This is a genomic window from Dietzia cercidiphylli (genome assembly GCF_014145145.1).
GTDB lineage: Bacteria > Actinomycetota > Actinomycetes > Mycobacteriales > Mycobacteriaceae > Dietzia > Dietzia natronolimnaea.
This window is the reverse complement of the sequence record NZ_JAALEA010000053.1, coordinates 1-13,625: the sequence shown is the minus strand read 5'-3', so window position 1 is coordinate 13,625 and position 13,625 is coordinate 1. Positions and strand designations below refer to the sequence as shown.

Annotated in this window: 12 protein-coding genes; 5 read left to right on the top strand and 7 right to left on the bottom strand. The window is 70.3% G+C overall.

Annotated elements, in window-relative coordinates:
- Positions 1–60 precede the first annotated feature (60 nt).
- Positions 61–744, top strand: a complete 684-nt coding sequence (locus G6028_RS02710; protein WP_182657969.1) for a M23 family metallopeptidase — start codon at positions 61–63, stop codon at positions 742–744.
- A 407-nt stretch (positions 745–1,151) separates the two neighbouring features.
- Here G6028_RS02710 and G6028_RS02705 read toward each other — a convergent pair whose 3' ends face one another.
- Positions 1,152–3,728, bottom strand: a complete 2,577-nt coding sequence (locus tag G6028_RS02705) for a UvrD-helicase domain-containing protein (RefSeq protein ID WP_182657968.1) — start codon at positions 3,726–3,728, stop codon at positions 1,152–1,154.
- Between the two features lie 40 nt (positions 3,729–3,768).
- On the bottom strand, positions 3,769–5,193 hold the full coding sequence (locus tag G6028_RS02700; protein WP_182657967.1) for an amino acid carrier protein: 1,425 nt from the start codon (positions 5,191–5,193) through the stop codon (positions 3,769–3,771).
- Between the two features lie 58 nt (positions 5,194–5,251).
- Between G6028_RS02700 and G6028_RS02695 the strand changes: the two genes are divergently transcribed.
- Complete coding sequence (locus G6028_RS02695) at positions 5,252–5,530, top strand: chorismate mutase (RefSeq protein WP_107746400.1); 279 nt, start codon at positions 5,252–5,254, stop codon at positions 5,528–5,530.
- Here the strand turns inward: G6028_RS02695 and G6028_RS02690 are convergent.
- Complete coding sequence (locus tag G6028_RS02690; RefSeq protein WP_338404128.1) at positions 5,501–6,199, bottom strand: DUF5701 family protein; 699 nt, start codon at positions 6,197–6,199, stop codon at positions 5,501–5,503. The genes G6028_RS02695 and G6028_RS02690 overlap by 30 nt on opposite strands.
- A gap of 129 nt (positions 6,200–6,328) precedes the next feature.
- Here G6028_RS02690 and pgi point away from each other — a divergent pair, with 129 nt between their 5' ends.
- The 3 genes from pgi to G6028_RS02675 all read left to right on the top strand — a co-directional run bounded on the left by pgi (position 6,329) and on the right by G6028_RS02675 (position 10,445).
- On the top strand, positions 6,329–7,975 hold the full coding sequence (gene pgi / locus G6028_RS02685) for a glucose-6-phosphate isomerase (RefSeq protein ID WP_182657965.1): 1,647 nt from the start codon (positions 6,329–6,331) through the stop codon (positions 7,973–7,975).
- Positions 7,976–8,026: 51 nt separating this feature from the next.
- Positions 8,027–8,620, top strand: a complete 594-nt coding sequence (locus G6028_RS02680; protein ID WP_182657964.1) for a dihydrofolate reductase family protein — start codon at positions 8,027–8,029, stop codon at positions 8,618–8,620.
- 142 nt (positions 8,621–8,762) lie between these two features.
- The gene (locus G6028_RS02675) at positions 8,763–10,445 is read left to right on the top strand and encodes an HNH endonuclease signature motif containing protein (protein ID WP_182657963.1); all 1,683 of its coding nucleotides are present in this window, start codon (positions 8,763–8,765) and stop codon (positions 10,443–10,445) included.
- Positions 10,446–10,499: 54 nt separating this feature from the next.
- On the opposite strand, the gene G6028_RS02670 is transcribed toward G6028_RS02675, so the two are convergent.
- From G6028_RS02670 to G6028_RS02655, 4 genes are all read right to left on the bottom strand, one after another.
- Entirely contained in the window at positions 10,500–11,255 is a 756-nt protein-coding gene (locus G6028_RS02670) for an SDR family oxidoreductase (RefSeq protein WP_179525869.1), read from the bottom strand.
- Entirely contained in the window at positions 11,252–12,127 is an 876-nt protein-coding gene (locus G6028_RS02665) for a DNA-formamidopyrimidine glycosylase family protein (protein ID WP_182653434.1), read from the bottom strand. Before G6028_RS02665 ends, G6028_RS02670 begins: the two co-directional genes overlap by 4 nt.
- Positions 12,128–12,211: 84 nt before the next feature.
- The gene (locus tag G6028_RS02660) at positions 12,212–13,168 is read right to left on the bottom strand and encodes a cation diffusion facilitator family transporter (protein WP_182657962.1); all 957 of its coding nucleotides are present in this window, start codon (positions 13,166–13,168) and stop codon (positions 12,212–12,214) included.
- 63 nt (positions 13,169–13,231) lie between these two features.
- A partial coding sequence (locus tag G6028_RS02655; RefSeq protein WP_182657961.1) for a hypothetical protein occupies positions 13,232–13,625 on the bottom strand: 394 nt, incomplete at its 5' end.

Here is a 13,625-nt window from a genome sequence, read left to right as displayed (position 1 = left end):
GCGGCCGTCCTGGCCGTCGCCGCCGGCGCCGCGGTGTCGGCCGCCTCGGCCGGGTCCGTCATGGACTTCGCGGGCACCCACTCCGCCGAGGCCGGCGACATCGCACTCCTCGCCAACGGTGAAGCGGAGCCGGCGACCAGTACGCCCGACGCGCCGTCGTCCTCCACCCCCGCCACTCCCTCTCTACCCGAGCCGGTGGTGGTGTCGGTCTCCGACTCCGAGTCCGAGAACGCGCAGTCGGCCATGCTCTACGCCGGCACCGAGATCAACACCCAGCGGGAGATCGCCGAGGAGCAGGCCCGGCGCCCGAAGGTCGCCCTCCCCGCAGTGGGCACCTTCACCTCCGGTTTCGGCATGCGCTGGGGTGCGATGCACGCCGGCATCGACATTGCCAACGCCATCGGCACCCCGATCCTCGCGGCCACCGATGGTGTCGTGATCGACTCGGGCCCCGCCCAGGGCTACGGGAACTGGATCCGCATCATGTCCGACGACGGCACGATGACCCTCTACGGCCACATGGAATCCCTCGACGTCCGCGTGGGCGAGCGCGTCTACGCCGGCCAGAAGATCGCAGGCATGGGCAACATGGGCTTCTCGACGGGATCCCACCTGCACTTCGAGGTCCTGCTCAACGGCGGCACCCAGCACGTCGACCCCGTCATCTGGCTGGCCCAGCAGGGCATCCACCTCGCGGGCGCCGGGAGCAGCGAGAGCTCGGGCTTCAGCCCCTTCGGGAGCTGACCTCGACCTGGGCAGTCGTCCACGGCCGAGTCGGGTATTCAGCGGAGTACCGCGCGTAGCCCCCTCGAAGCGAGCACCGAACGTCCACCCCAGCCGGAGCTTCTCGTTCCGGGTGTCGATCTCGGTGAACGAGCTGATCCCGGCGACCGTGCCGACCTCGTCCGGTCGCGGGGATTCCACGCGCACCGTGTAAGGATGTGCCCCGGGCGCCATCCGGTCCCCGACGAACTCCCGGGTCCGCGCCAGATCCGCGTGCGCGGTCTCGAACGGGTATCCCGACCCGAACGCCGCCGGATCCGGCATGAGCGGCTACAGGCCTTCCGCGTCTCCGGGGGCCATTGGATCCAGCCGTACCAGCCTCCCGACCAGCGGGGTGCCCACCGGCACTCGGGCGGGCATCTGCGCCCCTAGAGCTTCTGCATCGGAACTCCCCCGATGAGCATCAGGCGCACCTTTCCGGACGCGCCGAAGTCGATCGTCGCCGTGGCCCGCGGACCGCTGCCATCGCAGGTCAGAACCTTTCCGAGCCCGTACTTGTCGTGCGTCACCCGGTCTCCGGGCGCCAACTCCAGGGCGGGCGCGGAGGACTTGGCCCGGGGAATCCCGGACGACCGGCCGCCGCCGGAGCCGAATCCACCACCGGAGCCGAACCCACCACCGGAACCGTATCCACCCCCGCCGGAGCCGCCGCCGCCACCGAATCGGCGCCGCGGCGCGTACGAGTCGTCGTCACCGAACCCGCCACCGCCGGCCGGTTCCTCACGCTGCCACTCGATCGCCTCCGACGGGATCTCCTCGAGGAAGCGCGACCCGGGGTTGGTCATGGGCTGGCCCCACGACGAGCGCATCATGGCGCGGGTCAGGTAGAGGCGTTGACGCGCACGGGTGATGCCCACGTACGCCAGCCGCCGCTCCTCGGACAGCTCCGCCGGGTCCCCGAGCGCGCGCATGTGCGGGAACAGCCCGTCCTCCATGCCGACGAGGAACACCACCGGGAACTCGAGCCCCTTGGCGGTGTGGAGGGTCATGAGTGTGACCTGCCCCTGGTCCTCGGCCGGGATCTGGTCGGCGTCCGCCACGAGGGAGACCCGCTCGAGGAAGGCCGCGAGCGAACCGGGCTCGGCGATGCCCTCGTCCAGTTCGGCGTAGTCCGGTGCGGCGTCGTCCGGTGCGCCGTCGTCCAGTGCGGCGTCGGACTGGTCGGCCACCGCTCCCGCGGCGTCCCCGGCGTCCTCGTCCCCGAAGCCCTGCTCGCGCGCCGACCGCTGCAGCGCGGCCTCGGAGGAGAACTCCCGCCCCACGCCCACCAACTCGTTGAGGTTGTCCAGGCGGGCCGCGTCCTGCGGATCGTTGGAGGCCTCCAACTCGGCCCGGTATCCGGTCCGGTCGAGCACGGCCTCCACCAGGGCGCCGACGTCGGGGGCCGAGTCCTCGCCACCGGCGTGGTCGGAGCCGCTCAAGCGCCCGCGGAGCTCGTCGAGGAGAGAGACGAAACCCGCGATCGCCTTGACCGAGCGGGTGGGCAGCAACGCGACCCTGCCCTCCGCGGCGTCCCGCAGGGCCTCACCGAAGCCGATGGCCCGCTGCTCGGCATGGACCGCCACACACGCCTCCGCACGGTCCCCGATTCCCCGCCGAGGGGTGTTGAGGATGCGGCGCAGCGCCACCGTGTCGTCAGGATTGGAGAGCACCTTGAGGTACGCAACGATGTCGCGCACCTCCTTGCGCTCGTAGAACCGTGTGCCCCCGACGACCTTGTAGGGCAGACCCAGCCGGACGAACACGTCCTCGATCACCCGGGAGGAGTTGTTGGTCCGGTAGAACACGGCCACGTCGGAGTACCCGGCGTCCCCGGAGTCCACCAGGCGGTCTATCTCCCCGGCGATGAACCGCGCCTCGTCGTGCTCGTTGTCCGCCACGTACCCGACGAGCAGCTCGCCGGTTCCCTCGTCGGTCCAGAGGTTCTTCTCCCTCCGGCCCGGGTTGCGGGAGATCACGGCGTTGGCGGCGGAGAGGATCGTCTGCGTGGAGCGGTAGTTCTGCTCGAGCAGGATCGACCGGGCGTCCGGATAGTCGTGCTCGAAGTCCTCGATGTTGCGGATCGTCGCGCCCCGGAACGCGTAGATCGACTGGTCCGCGTCGCCCACCACACAGAGCTCCGCCGGTGCCACCCCGGCAGCGGCGTCGTCCCCGGACCCGGCCGCACCGCCGACGAGCGTCCGGACCAGGACGTACTGGGCGTGGTTGGTGTCCTGGTACTCGTCCACCATGACGTGCCGGAACCGGCGCCGGTAGTACGCCGCCACCTCGGGGTGCGACCGCAGCAACCCCACGGTCTCCCCGATCAGGTCGTCGAAGTCGAAGGCGTTGGCCGCCTGCAGCCGCGCCTGGTACTCGGTGAACACCGCCGCCACCGTCTGCCCGGTCCGGTCCGAGTCTTCCAGCGCACGGTCCATGGCCTCCGACGGCTCGCGGAGCTCGTTCTTGTGGTTCGAGATGGCCGAGGCGAGCATCCGCGGGGTGAACTTCTTGACCTCGAGGTGCTGCTCCTTGGCGATCATGCCGAGCAGGCGACGGGAATCGTCCGAATCGTAGATCGTGAAGTTGGAGTTGCGGGTGCCCAGCAGCGCGGACTGGGCCCGCAGGATCCGCACGCAGATCGAGTGGAACGTGGCCACCCACATCCGTTCGGCGTGTGGCCCCACCAGGGCGGACACACGCTCCCGCATCTCCGCGGCGGCCTTGTTGGTGAACGTGATGGCGAGGATCTGCCCGGGGTGTGCGCCCCCCTCGGCCAGCAGGTACGCGATCCGCCTGGTCAGCACGCTGGTCTTCCCGGAACCCGCGCCGGCCACGATCAACAGCGGACCGCCGCGGTGCGTGACCGCGGCGGCCTGCTGTGGATTGAGTCCGTCCAGGAGCGGGGAGTGGGACGAGGTGGGACTGACGGCGGAACCGGCTGAGGCGGGGGCGGAGTGGGTCATCGTGGCGTCCAATCTACCCACCCGGTCCGACACCCCGGTCTCAGCGCGGGCGGTCCCCCATGAACTCCTCGACCTGCGCGGCCGTCGCCGTCAGAGTCGGATCGTTGTCCAGGTAGTACCGCGTCTCCCGGACGATGAGGCCGGAGAGGACCAGGAGGCCGATGAGGTTCGGGAGGGCCATCAGTCCGTTCATCACGTCCGCGAAGTTCCACACCACCTCGAGCTCGGTGACCGCACCCACGAACACCACACAGGTGAACACCATCCGGTAGGGGATGACGCCCCCGGCGCCCACGAGCCGCTCCACACACCGCTCGCCGTAGTACGACCAGCCGAGGATGGTCGAGAACGCGAAGAACGCGATCGCCACCGCCACCAGCTTGTCGCCGTACGGCATCGCCTCGGCGAACGCGTCGGCGGTCATGGTCCCGGCCGTGTCACTGCCCCGCTCCCACACGCCGGAGGTGACGATCACCAGACCGGTGAAGGTGACGACGATGATGGTGTCGATGAACGTCTGGGTCATCGACACCAGGCCCTGACGGGTCGGGTGGGTGGTCTTGGCCGCCGCGGCCGCGATGGCCGCCGAGCCCATCCCGGACTCGTTGGAGAAGATGCCCCGCGCGACACCCATCTGGATGGCGTACATGATCGCCGCACCCGCGAAGCCGCCCACCGCGGACGTCCCGGTGAAGGCCTGCGTGAAGATCTGCCCGAAGGCCCCGGGGATCGCGTCGGCGTTGAGCACCAGGACGACCATCCCGCCGAGCAGGTACAGCACGATCATCAGGGGCACGAACCCGGCCGTGACCCGGCCGATGGCCTTGATGCCCCCGAGCAGGACCGCGCCGGTGAGGACGAACAGGATGACGCCGGAGGCGACCACGGGGACGCCGAAGGAGTTGTCGAGCTGGGCCGCCACCGCGTTGCCCTGCGTCATGTTGCCGATGCCGAAGCTGGCCAGGACGGCGAACACGGCGAACACGATCGACAGCACCAGACCCACCCGGCCACCGGTCTTCCCGAACAGCTCGGAGAACCCCCGGTGGAGGTAGTACTGCGGACCACCGGACTGCTCGCCGCGGGCGTCGGTGACGCGGTACCGCACACCCAGGAAGGCCTCCGAGTACTTGGAGGCCATCCCCACGAGGGCGGTGACCCACATCCAGAAGAGCGCGCCCGGCCCACCCAGTGAGATCGCCGTCGCCACCCCGACGATGTTGCCCACGCCGACGGTCGCGGCGAGCGCGGTGGTCAACGCCTGGTACTGGGTGATGTCGCCCGCACCGCCGTCGTCACTCCGGCGGATCAGACCGAGTCTGAGCGCGGGGCCCAGCTTGCGGAACTGCAGAGCCCTCAACCGGATCGTGAGGAAGAGGCCCGTGCCGAGGAGCAGCGGGATGAGGACGAAGGGTCCCCAGATCACGGAACCGATGTCCGCGAGAGTCGAGTTCAAGTTCTCCACGGGCGGAAACACTAGACGGTCCCGCAGCCTCCGCGGAACCGAGTGGGATAATCACGGCATGAACACCGACCCCGCCGGCACGGACGATCCGCTGTCCGAGGCCCAGATCCAGGAACTCCGACTGGAGATCGACCGGTTGGACGCCGAGATCCTGGACGCGATAGTCCGTCGCAGCGAGATCTCCAAGCGCATCGGTCGCACGCGGATGCAGTCCGGCGGCACCAAGCTCGTCCACACCCGCGAGCTCAAGGTCTACGAGCGCTTCTCCTCACTCGGGCAGGAGGGGCAGACCCTCGCGGGGATGCTCCTACGTCTCGGTCGCGGGCGACTGGGCTGAGTCCCGGCCGACCCGACCGGCCGTGGAGGCGTACCCCAACCACGTGTGGTGGTTGTTCGCCCAGCACCAGCCCACCTTCGGCGCGCCCTTGTTCTCCCGGCCGTCGCGGCCGGTCCCCCCGCTGATCCACAGCGCCGGCGTCCGGGCATCCAGAGCTCCGTCCGCCTTGCGCTTCCGCGATCCGATGCACATGAAGCACCTGCCGGGTTCGAGCATCTCCGGCTGCTGGAGCAGCCAGCTCACCCCCTCGGAGATGGTCAGCGGAGTGCGCCCCCGCCGGGCCAGCTCGGCGTGCGCGTCCGTCGGGGTCCAGCCCAGCATGTCGTCGTCGCGTGTCACGTCCCTGACCAGATAGAGCGGGGCGTCCGGAACCCGGACGTCGTCGGTGGGTGTGAACTCGGCCAGGTCGGACATGTCGACGACGACGAAGCCCGCCCTCCCACCACGGCGCAGCAGGGTCGCCAGTCGGGCGGTGGACACGAACGACGGGTGGACGGCCAGCACCGGCCGACCGGGCCCCGGGGCGGCGGCACGAGCTGCGTCGTCACGAGCCGCGCCGTCAAGAACTGCGTCTTCGAGAGCTGCGGCGTGCTCCCGCAGCCGCCCGGCGGTGATCCCGCCGAGCTCGGGCACGCCCAGTTCGACGAGCCGATCGGCCTGGGCTGACACGGAGGGGTGGTCCGGAGGAGTCATGGGGGTCACGTGTCTGGAACGGGCGGCGGGGCCCCCGTATTCCCGACTAACCTCGCTGTCAGACGGCGGGCGATCCCCGGGCGGCAACACTGGGCAGGAGCGGCAATGACGGACATCAGCACGACACCACAGTGGTCGGCGATCGAGGATCTCGTACCGGCGATCGGCGAGGTGACCCTCCGTGAGCTGTTCGCCGCCGATCCGGAGCGGGGTCGCCGCATGGCGGTCACCGCGGGCGATCTGCACGTCGACCTGTCCAAGCACCTAATCACCGACGAGGTCCTGAGCGCTCTGACCGAGCTGGCCCACGCCGCACGGCTGCCGGCCCAGCGGGCCGCGATGTTCCGGGGCGACCGCATCAACACCACCGAGGACCGATCGGTCCTCCACACCGCGCTCCGTCTCCCGGCCGAGGCCGACCTCGTCGTCGACGGGCGTGACGTCGTGGCCGACGTCCACGCGGTCCTCACCCGGATGGCCGACTTCGCCGACCGCGTCCGGTCCGGCGGATGGACCGGGCACACGGGCGCGCGGATCGACACCGTGGTCAACATCGGCATCGGTGGCTCCGACCTCGGGCCCGTGATGGTCGACAAGGCCCTGCACCACCTGCAGACCGCGGGGATCAGCGCACGCTACGTCTCCAACGTGGACCCCGCCGACCTCTCGGCCGTGCTCGCCGAGGTCGACCCCGCGACCACGCTGGTGGTGGTCGCCTCCAAGACCTTCACCACGCAGGAGACCATGGCCAACGCCCACGCGGCGCGTCGGCACTTCGTCGAGGCCCTCGGATCGGAGGAGGCGATCGCCTCCCACTTCGTGGCGGTGTCGACGGCCACCGAGGAGGTGGCCGACTTCGGGATCGCCGCGGACAACATGTTCGAGTTCTGGGACTGGGTCGGGGGCCGGTACTCGGTGTCGTCGGCGATCGGCCTCTCGGTGATGATCACGGTGGGCCCGCCCGCGTTCGTCGAGCTGCTCGAGGGCTTCCACGCCATGGACCTGCACTTCGCGACCGAGGCGCCCGAGCACAACGCGCCGGTCCTCATGGCCCTGCTCGGCATCTGGTACACCTGCTTCCTCGGGGCCCAGTCCAAGGCCGTGATCCCCTACGCCCAGGGCCTCCTGCGATTTCCCGCCTACCTCCAGCAACTGACCATGGAGTCCCTCGGCAAGTCGGTCCGACTCGACGGCTCCGACGTCTCCTACCCCACCGGCGAGGTCTACTGGGGCGAGCCCGGCACCAACGGCCAGCACGCCTTCTTCCAGCTCCTGCACCAGGGCACCCAGCTCGTCCCGGTGGACTTCATCGGGGTCGCCCGTCCGGTCTCGGACCTGCCCACCGCCGACGGCGCCGGATCGATGCACGACATGCTCGTGGCCAACCTGTTCGCCCAGTCCCGTGTGCTGGCGTTCGGCAAGACGGAGGACGAGGTGCTCGCCGAGGGCGTGGACCCCGCGATCGCGCCGCACAAGGTGATGCCCGGCAACCGGCCGTCCACCACGATCCTCGCGCCGTCGCTCTCGCCCGGGGTGCTCGGGCAGCTCATCGCCCTCTACGAACACGTGGTGTTCGTCCAGGCCGCCGTGCTGGGCATCAATGCGTTCGATCAGTGGGGGGTCGAGCTGGGCAAGGCCCAGGCCGGCGAGCTCCTGACCGCCCTGACCGCGGAGAAGCACCCCGGGGAGGGCTTCGACTCCTCGACGGATGCTCTCGTCGAGATCTACCGCGAGGCACGCGGTCGTCGCTGAGCCGGAACTGTTCCGCCCGGAGCTGTCGTAGCCGGGTGCGAGCATGGCGGTATGAGCACTGTCTATTGCACCGCCACGAGTCTGGACGGGTACATCGCCGACGACGAGGAGAGCCTCTCCTGGCTGTTCGCGACCTCCGGTGAGGCCGAACCCGCGGGGTACACACCGACCGAGCCGGACCCCACCCTCCCCGACCTCCACTTCGACCGCTTCTACTCCGGCGTCGGTTCGATCGTCTGCGGCGTCAACACCTTCGAGTGGGTCCGCCGCGACCTGACGAAGGACGGCCAGCCGTTCGTCTGGCCGTACTCCCTGCCGAGCTGGGTCGTCACCCACCGCGATCTCGATCCCGTCGACGGCGTCGAGTTCTTCGCCGGAGACATCGGCGACCTGCACCCGCTCCTCGTCGAGGCCGCCGACGGCGGGGACGTCTGGATCGTCGGGGGCGGTGACCTCGCCGGCCAGTTCGCCGACCGAGGACTGGTGGACCGGGTCTGGATCCACCAGTGTCCGGTCGTCCTCGGATCCGGGCGACCCCTGCTGCCCCGCCGACTCCGTCTCCACCGCCGGAAGCTCGAGACCCACGGCCAGTTCACGGCGATGCTCTTCGACGTGGTGGGCCCCGAGCCCCGAATCACGACCTGATCGGCGAGTACCCCGGCGCCTTCCTCCGCTGCAGTCCCGGACGAAAGGCCCGCAGCAGACTATTGCGCGTTCGAATGTATGTGCGTAGACTAGAACGTACATTCGATACAGGCGGCGGTGGCGGAAGACTCGGAGGTGAGGCATGGACGTTGGCAACGGCCCCTCCTCCGACGGCTCCTCCGATGTCGATCCACTGACCGGACTGACCGCCTCGGCTCGTGCCGGGTGGGCGGCCGAGAATCGCGCCTCCGCCCAGCGGCTGTCCGCCTGCTACGACCTCCTGCTGGAATGCCTGCGCCGAGACGACTCCGGCGCCGGCCCCGATTCCCCGCCCGGCCACGCGGTGGTCGACCCGTTCGTGGTGGCAACCGGATACGTGGTGGCGGCGATGGCCGTCTCCACCCTGCGAGCCGAGTCGATGATCTCGTTCGCCGCGGACCTCCACCAGCGCTACCCCGCCGTCCTCGCCGCCCTGGCCGCGGGGCGCCTGGACCAGCGCGCCGCGGAACTGCTGGCCCGCCAGATGGCCACCGTCGACCCCGAGGTGCTTCCGCAGGTGCAACAGGACGTCGTCGACGACTACCTGGCCGCGACGGAGGCCGGCGAACGCCTCGGTCGGCACGCGGTACGCGATGCGGTGGACGCGATCATCACCCGCTACGACGCCGAGGGAATCCGTCGGCGCAAGGAGGACGCCAGCCGTGCGCGCGGTGTGCGCATCAGCAAGGGCGCTGACGGCATGTCCACCGTGTCGGCCATTCTGGCCACCGAGGAGGCCGCCGTCCTTGCCGAGGCGATCGATCAGCGCGCTGCCGAACACGCCGCCGCCGAGTCCGAGGCTGCCGCGGCGAGCGCAGCCGCGGCCGAGGCCACCGGCGAGTCGGGCTCAGTCCCGGGTCCGGACCCGGCCCCGGACTATCACTATTCCAAGGCCGAACGCCGCGCCGACGCCCTGTTGGCGCTGGTGTGCGGCGACAGCCTGCACGCCGGTGGCCAGGGCCGACCCACTGCGCCGTTGCGACCCAAGATCACCGTGATCGCTCCCGGCAACGACGGCGCGGGTGGCAACGGCGCGGGTGGCAACGGCGCCTGCGACGACGACGGGGTTCGGGTGGAGTTCACCCGCACCGGCGAGGCGGCGCTGCAGGCCCTACTGGACATGCTCGTCACCAGCGACGGAGCCAGCTTCGAGAAGGTCGACCCCCGTATCGGCGCCGCCGACGACGCCCGCCGCGCCCTGAGGTACCGGCCCGGTGCCGAGTTGGCCCGCCGCATCAGGCTGCGCGACGGTACCTGCCGCCATCCCGGCTGTGCGGTTCCGGCCGATGACTGCGACATCGATCATGTCCGCCCCTTCGACCACGCCGACCCCGCCCGCGGCGGACCCACTGAAGAGTGCAATCTGATGTGTCTGTGTCGGCGCCATCACCGGTTCAAGACGTTCTCCGACTGGATCTACGACCTGGCGCCCGATGGCACCCTCACCGTCATCACACCGGACGGGGCGACCATGACGACCCGACCATCCGGGCCGCTCGGGGTCTACCGCCGCGAGCACGCCCGCAATGAATCCCGCGCCTGGGACAGACAACAACAGCGCAACCCGGACCCGACCATCACAGGAGGGGAGACGCGCCCGGAGCCCACCTACTGGACTCGCCGTGCGGCCCGCCTGAGCGCCGAGCGTGCCCGCGCAACCGGCCCGGTCGACACCCGGCCCGGCGGCCAGAGCCGCTGGTGGAAGCGCAACGCGCCGGTCTTCAGCACGGTCGAACACGAGGTCGAGGCCCTGCTCGACGACATCCTCAACCCGCCTCCCTTCTGACCCGCCTTCCTTCTGACCCGTCGCCTCTCCGGCGCGGGCGGGCGGGAGAACCCGTCAGACGAACCTGCGGCTGACCTTCTCCGGCAGAAGCGTCAGCAGTGGGCCGATCGCCTTCCAGGGCTTGGCCGGGACGAGCGCACGAGTGGGCTCGGCGTCAATCGTCCTGACCAGCGCGTCGACGCCCTCGTCGAATTCGGTCATCAGCGAGGTCTTGACCGACCGGTTGATGTCGGTGCGGATGTACCCGGGAAGGATGTCGGTGACCTTGATGCGGCTGCCGGCGCTGTCGAGCTCGGCGTGCAGACCCTGCGCCAGCGAGGAGACGAACGCCTTGGTGGCGCCGTACGTGTTCTGGGCCTTGGGCATGCCGCGCAGCGAGCTCACGGACGAGATGAACACCAGGTGCCCCTCGCCCCGTGCGTGCATCAGCTCCATCGCGGCCTCGGCCTGGTTGAGGGTGCCGATCACGTTGACCATGGCGGTCTCCCGGTTGGCGTGCGCCTTCCCCGTACCGATGGACGCCCCCTTGCCCAGTCCTGCGTTGAGGACGAAGCGGTCGATCCCGCCGAGCTCCGCGTCGAGCTCGCCGAACACCCTCTCCACCGCGTCGCCGTCGGCCACGTCGAGCTCGCGGACCGCCACCGTGATCGACGGGTTGGCCGCCAGCAACTCGGCGCGGAGTTCCTGGAGCCGGTCGAGACGCCGGGCGCACAGCGCCAGATTCCTGCCCTGTGCGGCCCAGCGACGGGCCATGCCCTCGCCGAGACCCGCGCTGGCGCCGGTGATCAGGATCGTGTTGCGGTCGGTCACAGCTTCTCCTCCGTTGGCGATGGCCCCAGTGTGGCACGCGCCGGCTGGCACGACGGGCAGCGGTAGGCGATGCGATCGAGTGAATCGCTCGGCTCGTCCGGGTCGGCGAGACCACCCAGTCGGAACGTCTCCACCTCGGTCCCGCACCTGCGGCACGGCTTGCCGTCCCGCCCGTACACCCACAACTCCCGCCCGCGTCGCGTGTCCCCGGTGGTCACCCGGACCGCGCGATCGGCGTTGGCGAGGAGCATCCGCCGGGCGAGCACGACCACGGCGCGCAGATCAGGCACCGACTCCACCGGCTCCCGCGGGTCGAGGCCCCGCAGGAAACACAGTTCGGCGCGGTACACGGTGCCGATGCCGGCGAGATTGCGCTGGTCCAACAGTGCCTCCCCGATCGTCCGGGACGGCCGCTCGCCGATCCGCCGGAGCACCTCCGCGACGCTGGCGTCCGGGTCCCAGTCCCGCCCCAGCAGGTCGGGACCGAGATGCTCGACCGCCCGGTCGGCCTCGGCGGGATCCAGCGCGCGCAGCAACCCGAGCTCGGTGCCCACCACCTCGACGTCGTCGGCGCGCAGGAGCATCCGGACGGTGTGCGCGGGGAACCGCCACCGCTCCCCCGCCTTGTGGATGTGGATGCGGCCTTCCATCTTCAGGTGGATATGGAGGGTGACCGGGTCCCGACCCTGCGCGTCCGGGCCGACGACGACGAAGAGGTGCTTCCCCCGGGACCGGGCGGCCACCACGGTCCGGCCCCGCAGATCCACGGCCGCGAACCTGGGAACCCTGAGCTCGATCCTGTCCAGGGTCCGCCCGTTCAGCGCACGGTGCACCTTCGCGGCCGCCCTGTAGACGGAATCGCCCTCCGGCACCGTTGACTCCTCTGCCCGCTGTCCGATCTACCGCTCTCCGAGTGTGCGCACCATGGTGCCCTGAACCGCCCCGGGCTGCCGGGTTCACCATCCCGGTTGTCGACACTCCACGACGCCGGCGGTCTCGAGCTGCACTGTCGCATGCTCGATGCCGTGGCCCTCCCGCAGGACGCGTCGCGCCTCGTCGAGGACTCCGGAGTGGGGCACTCCGGGGGCGGTCACGAGGTGGACGGTCCCCACGTCCATCCCCGAGGTCAGCGTCCACAGATGCAGGTCGTGCACCTCCTCGACGCCGCGTACCGACGCGAGTTCGGACTCCACCGCTGCGGGGTCGACCCCGGCGGGCGCGTGCTGGGCGAGCACCGTGACGACCTGTCTACCGAGCATGACCGCGCGGACGACGATGAACACGGCGATCGCCACGGCCACCACGAGGTCCCACACCGTCGAACCCGTCGCGCGGATGAGCAGTGCGGCCGCGATCACCCCCACCGATCCGGCCGCGTCGGCCATCACCTCGAGATACGCCCCCCGCACCGCGAGACTCTCGGAGGATCCACTGCGCAGAAGGAGCAGCGAGATGATGTTGACGACCAACCCCAGTCCGCCGACGAGCAACATGGTTCCGGTGGCGACGGGGGCGTCCGACCCGAGCCGCCTGAACGCCTCGACAAGCACGTAGACGCCCATGCCGGACATGATGAGCACCGCCAGACCGGAGGCGAAGATCTCCACGCGATAATGGCCGAACGTGCGTCTCCCGGAACGGTCCGGCCGTGACGCGATCACCGTCGCCGCGAGCGCCGCGCCCAGCGCCACCACGTCCGCCGCCATGTGGCCGGCGTCGGAGAGCAGGGCCAGGGAGCCGGAGATGAGGCCCGCGACCAGCTCGACCACGAAGAACACCACGGTCAGAACGAAGGCGCACGCCAGTCTGATCCGATACCGCGCGCCGGCGTGACCGGTCGGTCGGGCGTGGCCGGAGCTGTGCGCGTGACCGGAACTGTGCGCGTGGCTCCCGTGTGCGTGCCCGACCCCCATCTGATTCCCCTCCCGCTGACATATGCATTGATGCGCATATCTTAACTCGTCAGAACGGTTCACTCAACGCCGGATGCGCAGCCCCTTCGGGGTGGCACCGAACCCGGCGTTCTCGAAGGCGGCCGCGACGGGCGAGGTGTGGACGGGTTCGCCGGCGAGGGTGGTGACGGTCAGCGGGCCGACGGCACCTGATCGCACGACTGCGGCCAGCGCGGACGCGGCGAGCGGCACGGCCTCGGCCCGGTCGTCCAGCACGAGGACGGTCCGGCCGCCGCGTTCGACGAACAGGACACACAGCCCGTCGACCAGCACGACGAGCGCACCGGCCTTCCTGCCGGGACGGTGCCCAGATCCGCCCTCCGCAGAAGGTGGCCAGGGCAGCGCGGCGCCGTACGGGTTGGCCGGGTCCGTGGCGGCGAGGACCCGGACGACCGGTTCATCGGTGCCGGAGGGCCAG

What these genes read in the sequence shown, in the direction of transcription:
- G6028_RS02710 (WP_182657969.1), top strand. Translation starts at nt 61, where the DNA reads ATGGACTTCGCGGGCACCCACTCCGCCGAGGCCGGCGACATCGCACTC.
- G6028_RS02705 (WP_182657968.1), bottom strand. Translation starts at nt 3,728, where the DNA reads ATGACCCACTCCGCCCCCGCCTCAGCCGGTTCCGCCGTCAGTCCCACC.
- G6028_RS02695 (WP_107746400.1), top strand. Translation starts at nt 5,252, where the DNA reads ATGAACACCGACCCCGCCGGCACGGACGATCCGCTGTCCGAGGCCCAG.
- pgi (WP_182657965.1), top strand. Translation starts at nt 6,329, where the DNA reads ATGACGGACATCAGCACGACACCACAGTGGTCGGCGATCGAGGATCTC.
- G6028_RS02680 (WP_182657964.1), top strand. Translation starts at nt 8,027, where the DNA reads ATGAGCACTGTCTATTGCACCGCCACGAGTCTGGACGGGTACATCGCC.
- G6028_RS02675 (WP_182657963.1), top strand. Translation starts at nt 8,763, where the DNA reads ATGGACGTTGGCAACGGCCCCTCCTCCGACGGCTCCTCCGATGTCGAT.
- G6028_RS02660 (WP_182657962.1), bottom strand. Translation starts at nt 13,168, where the DNA reads ATGGGGGTCGGGCACGCACACGGGAGCCACGCGCACAGTTCCGGTCAC.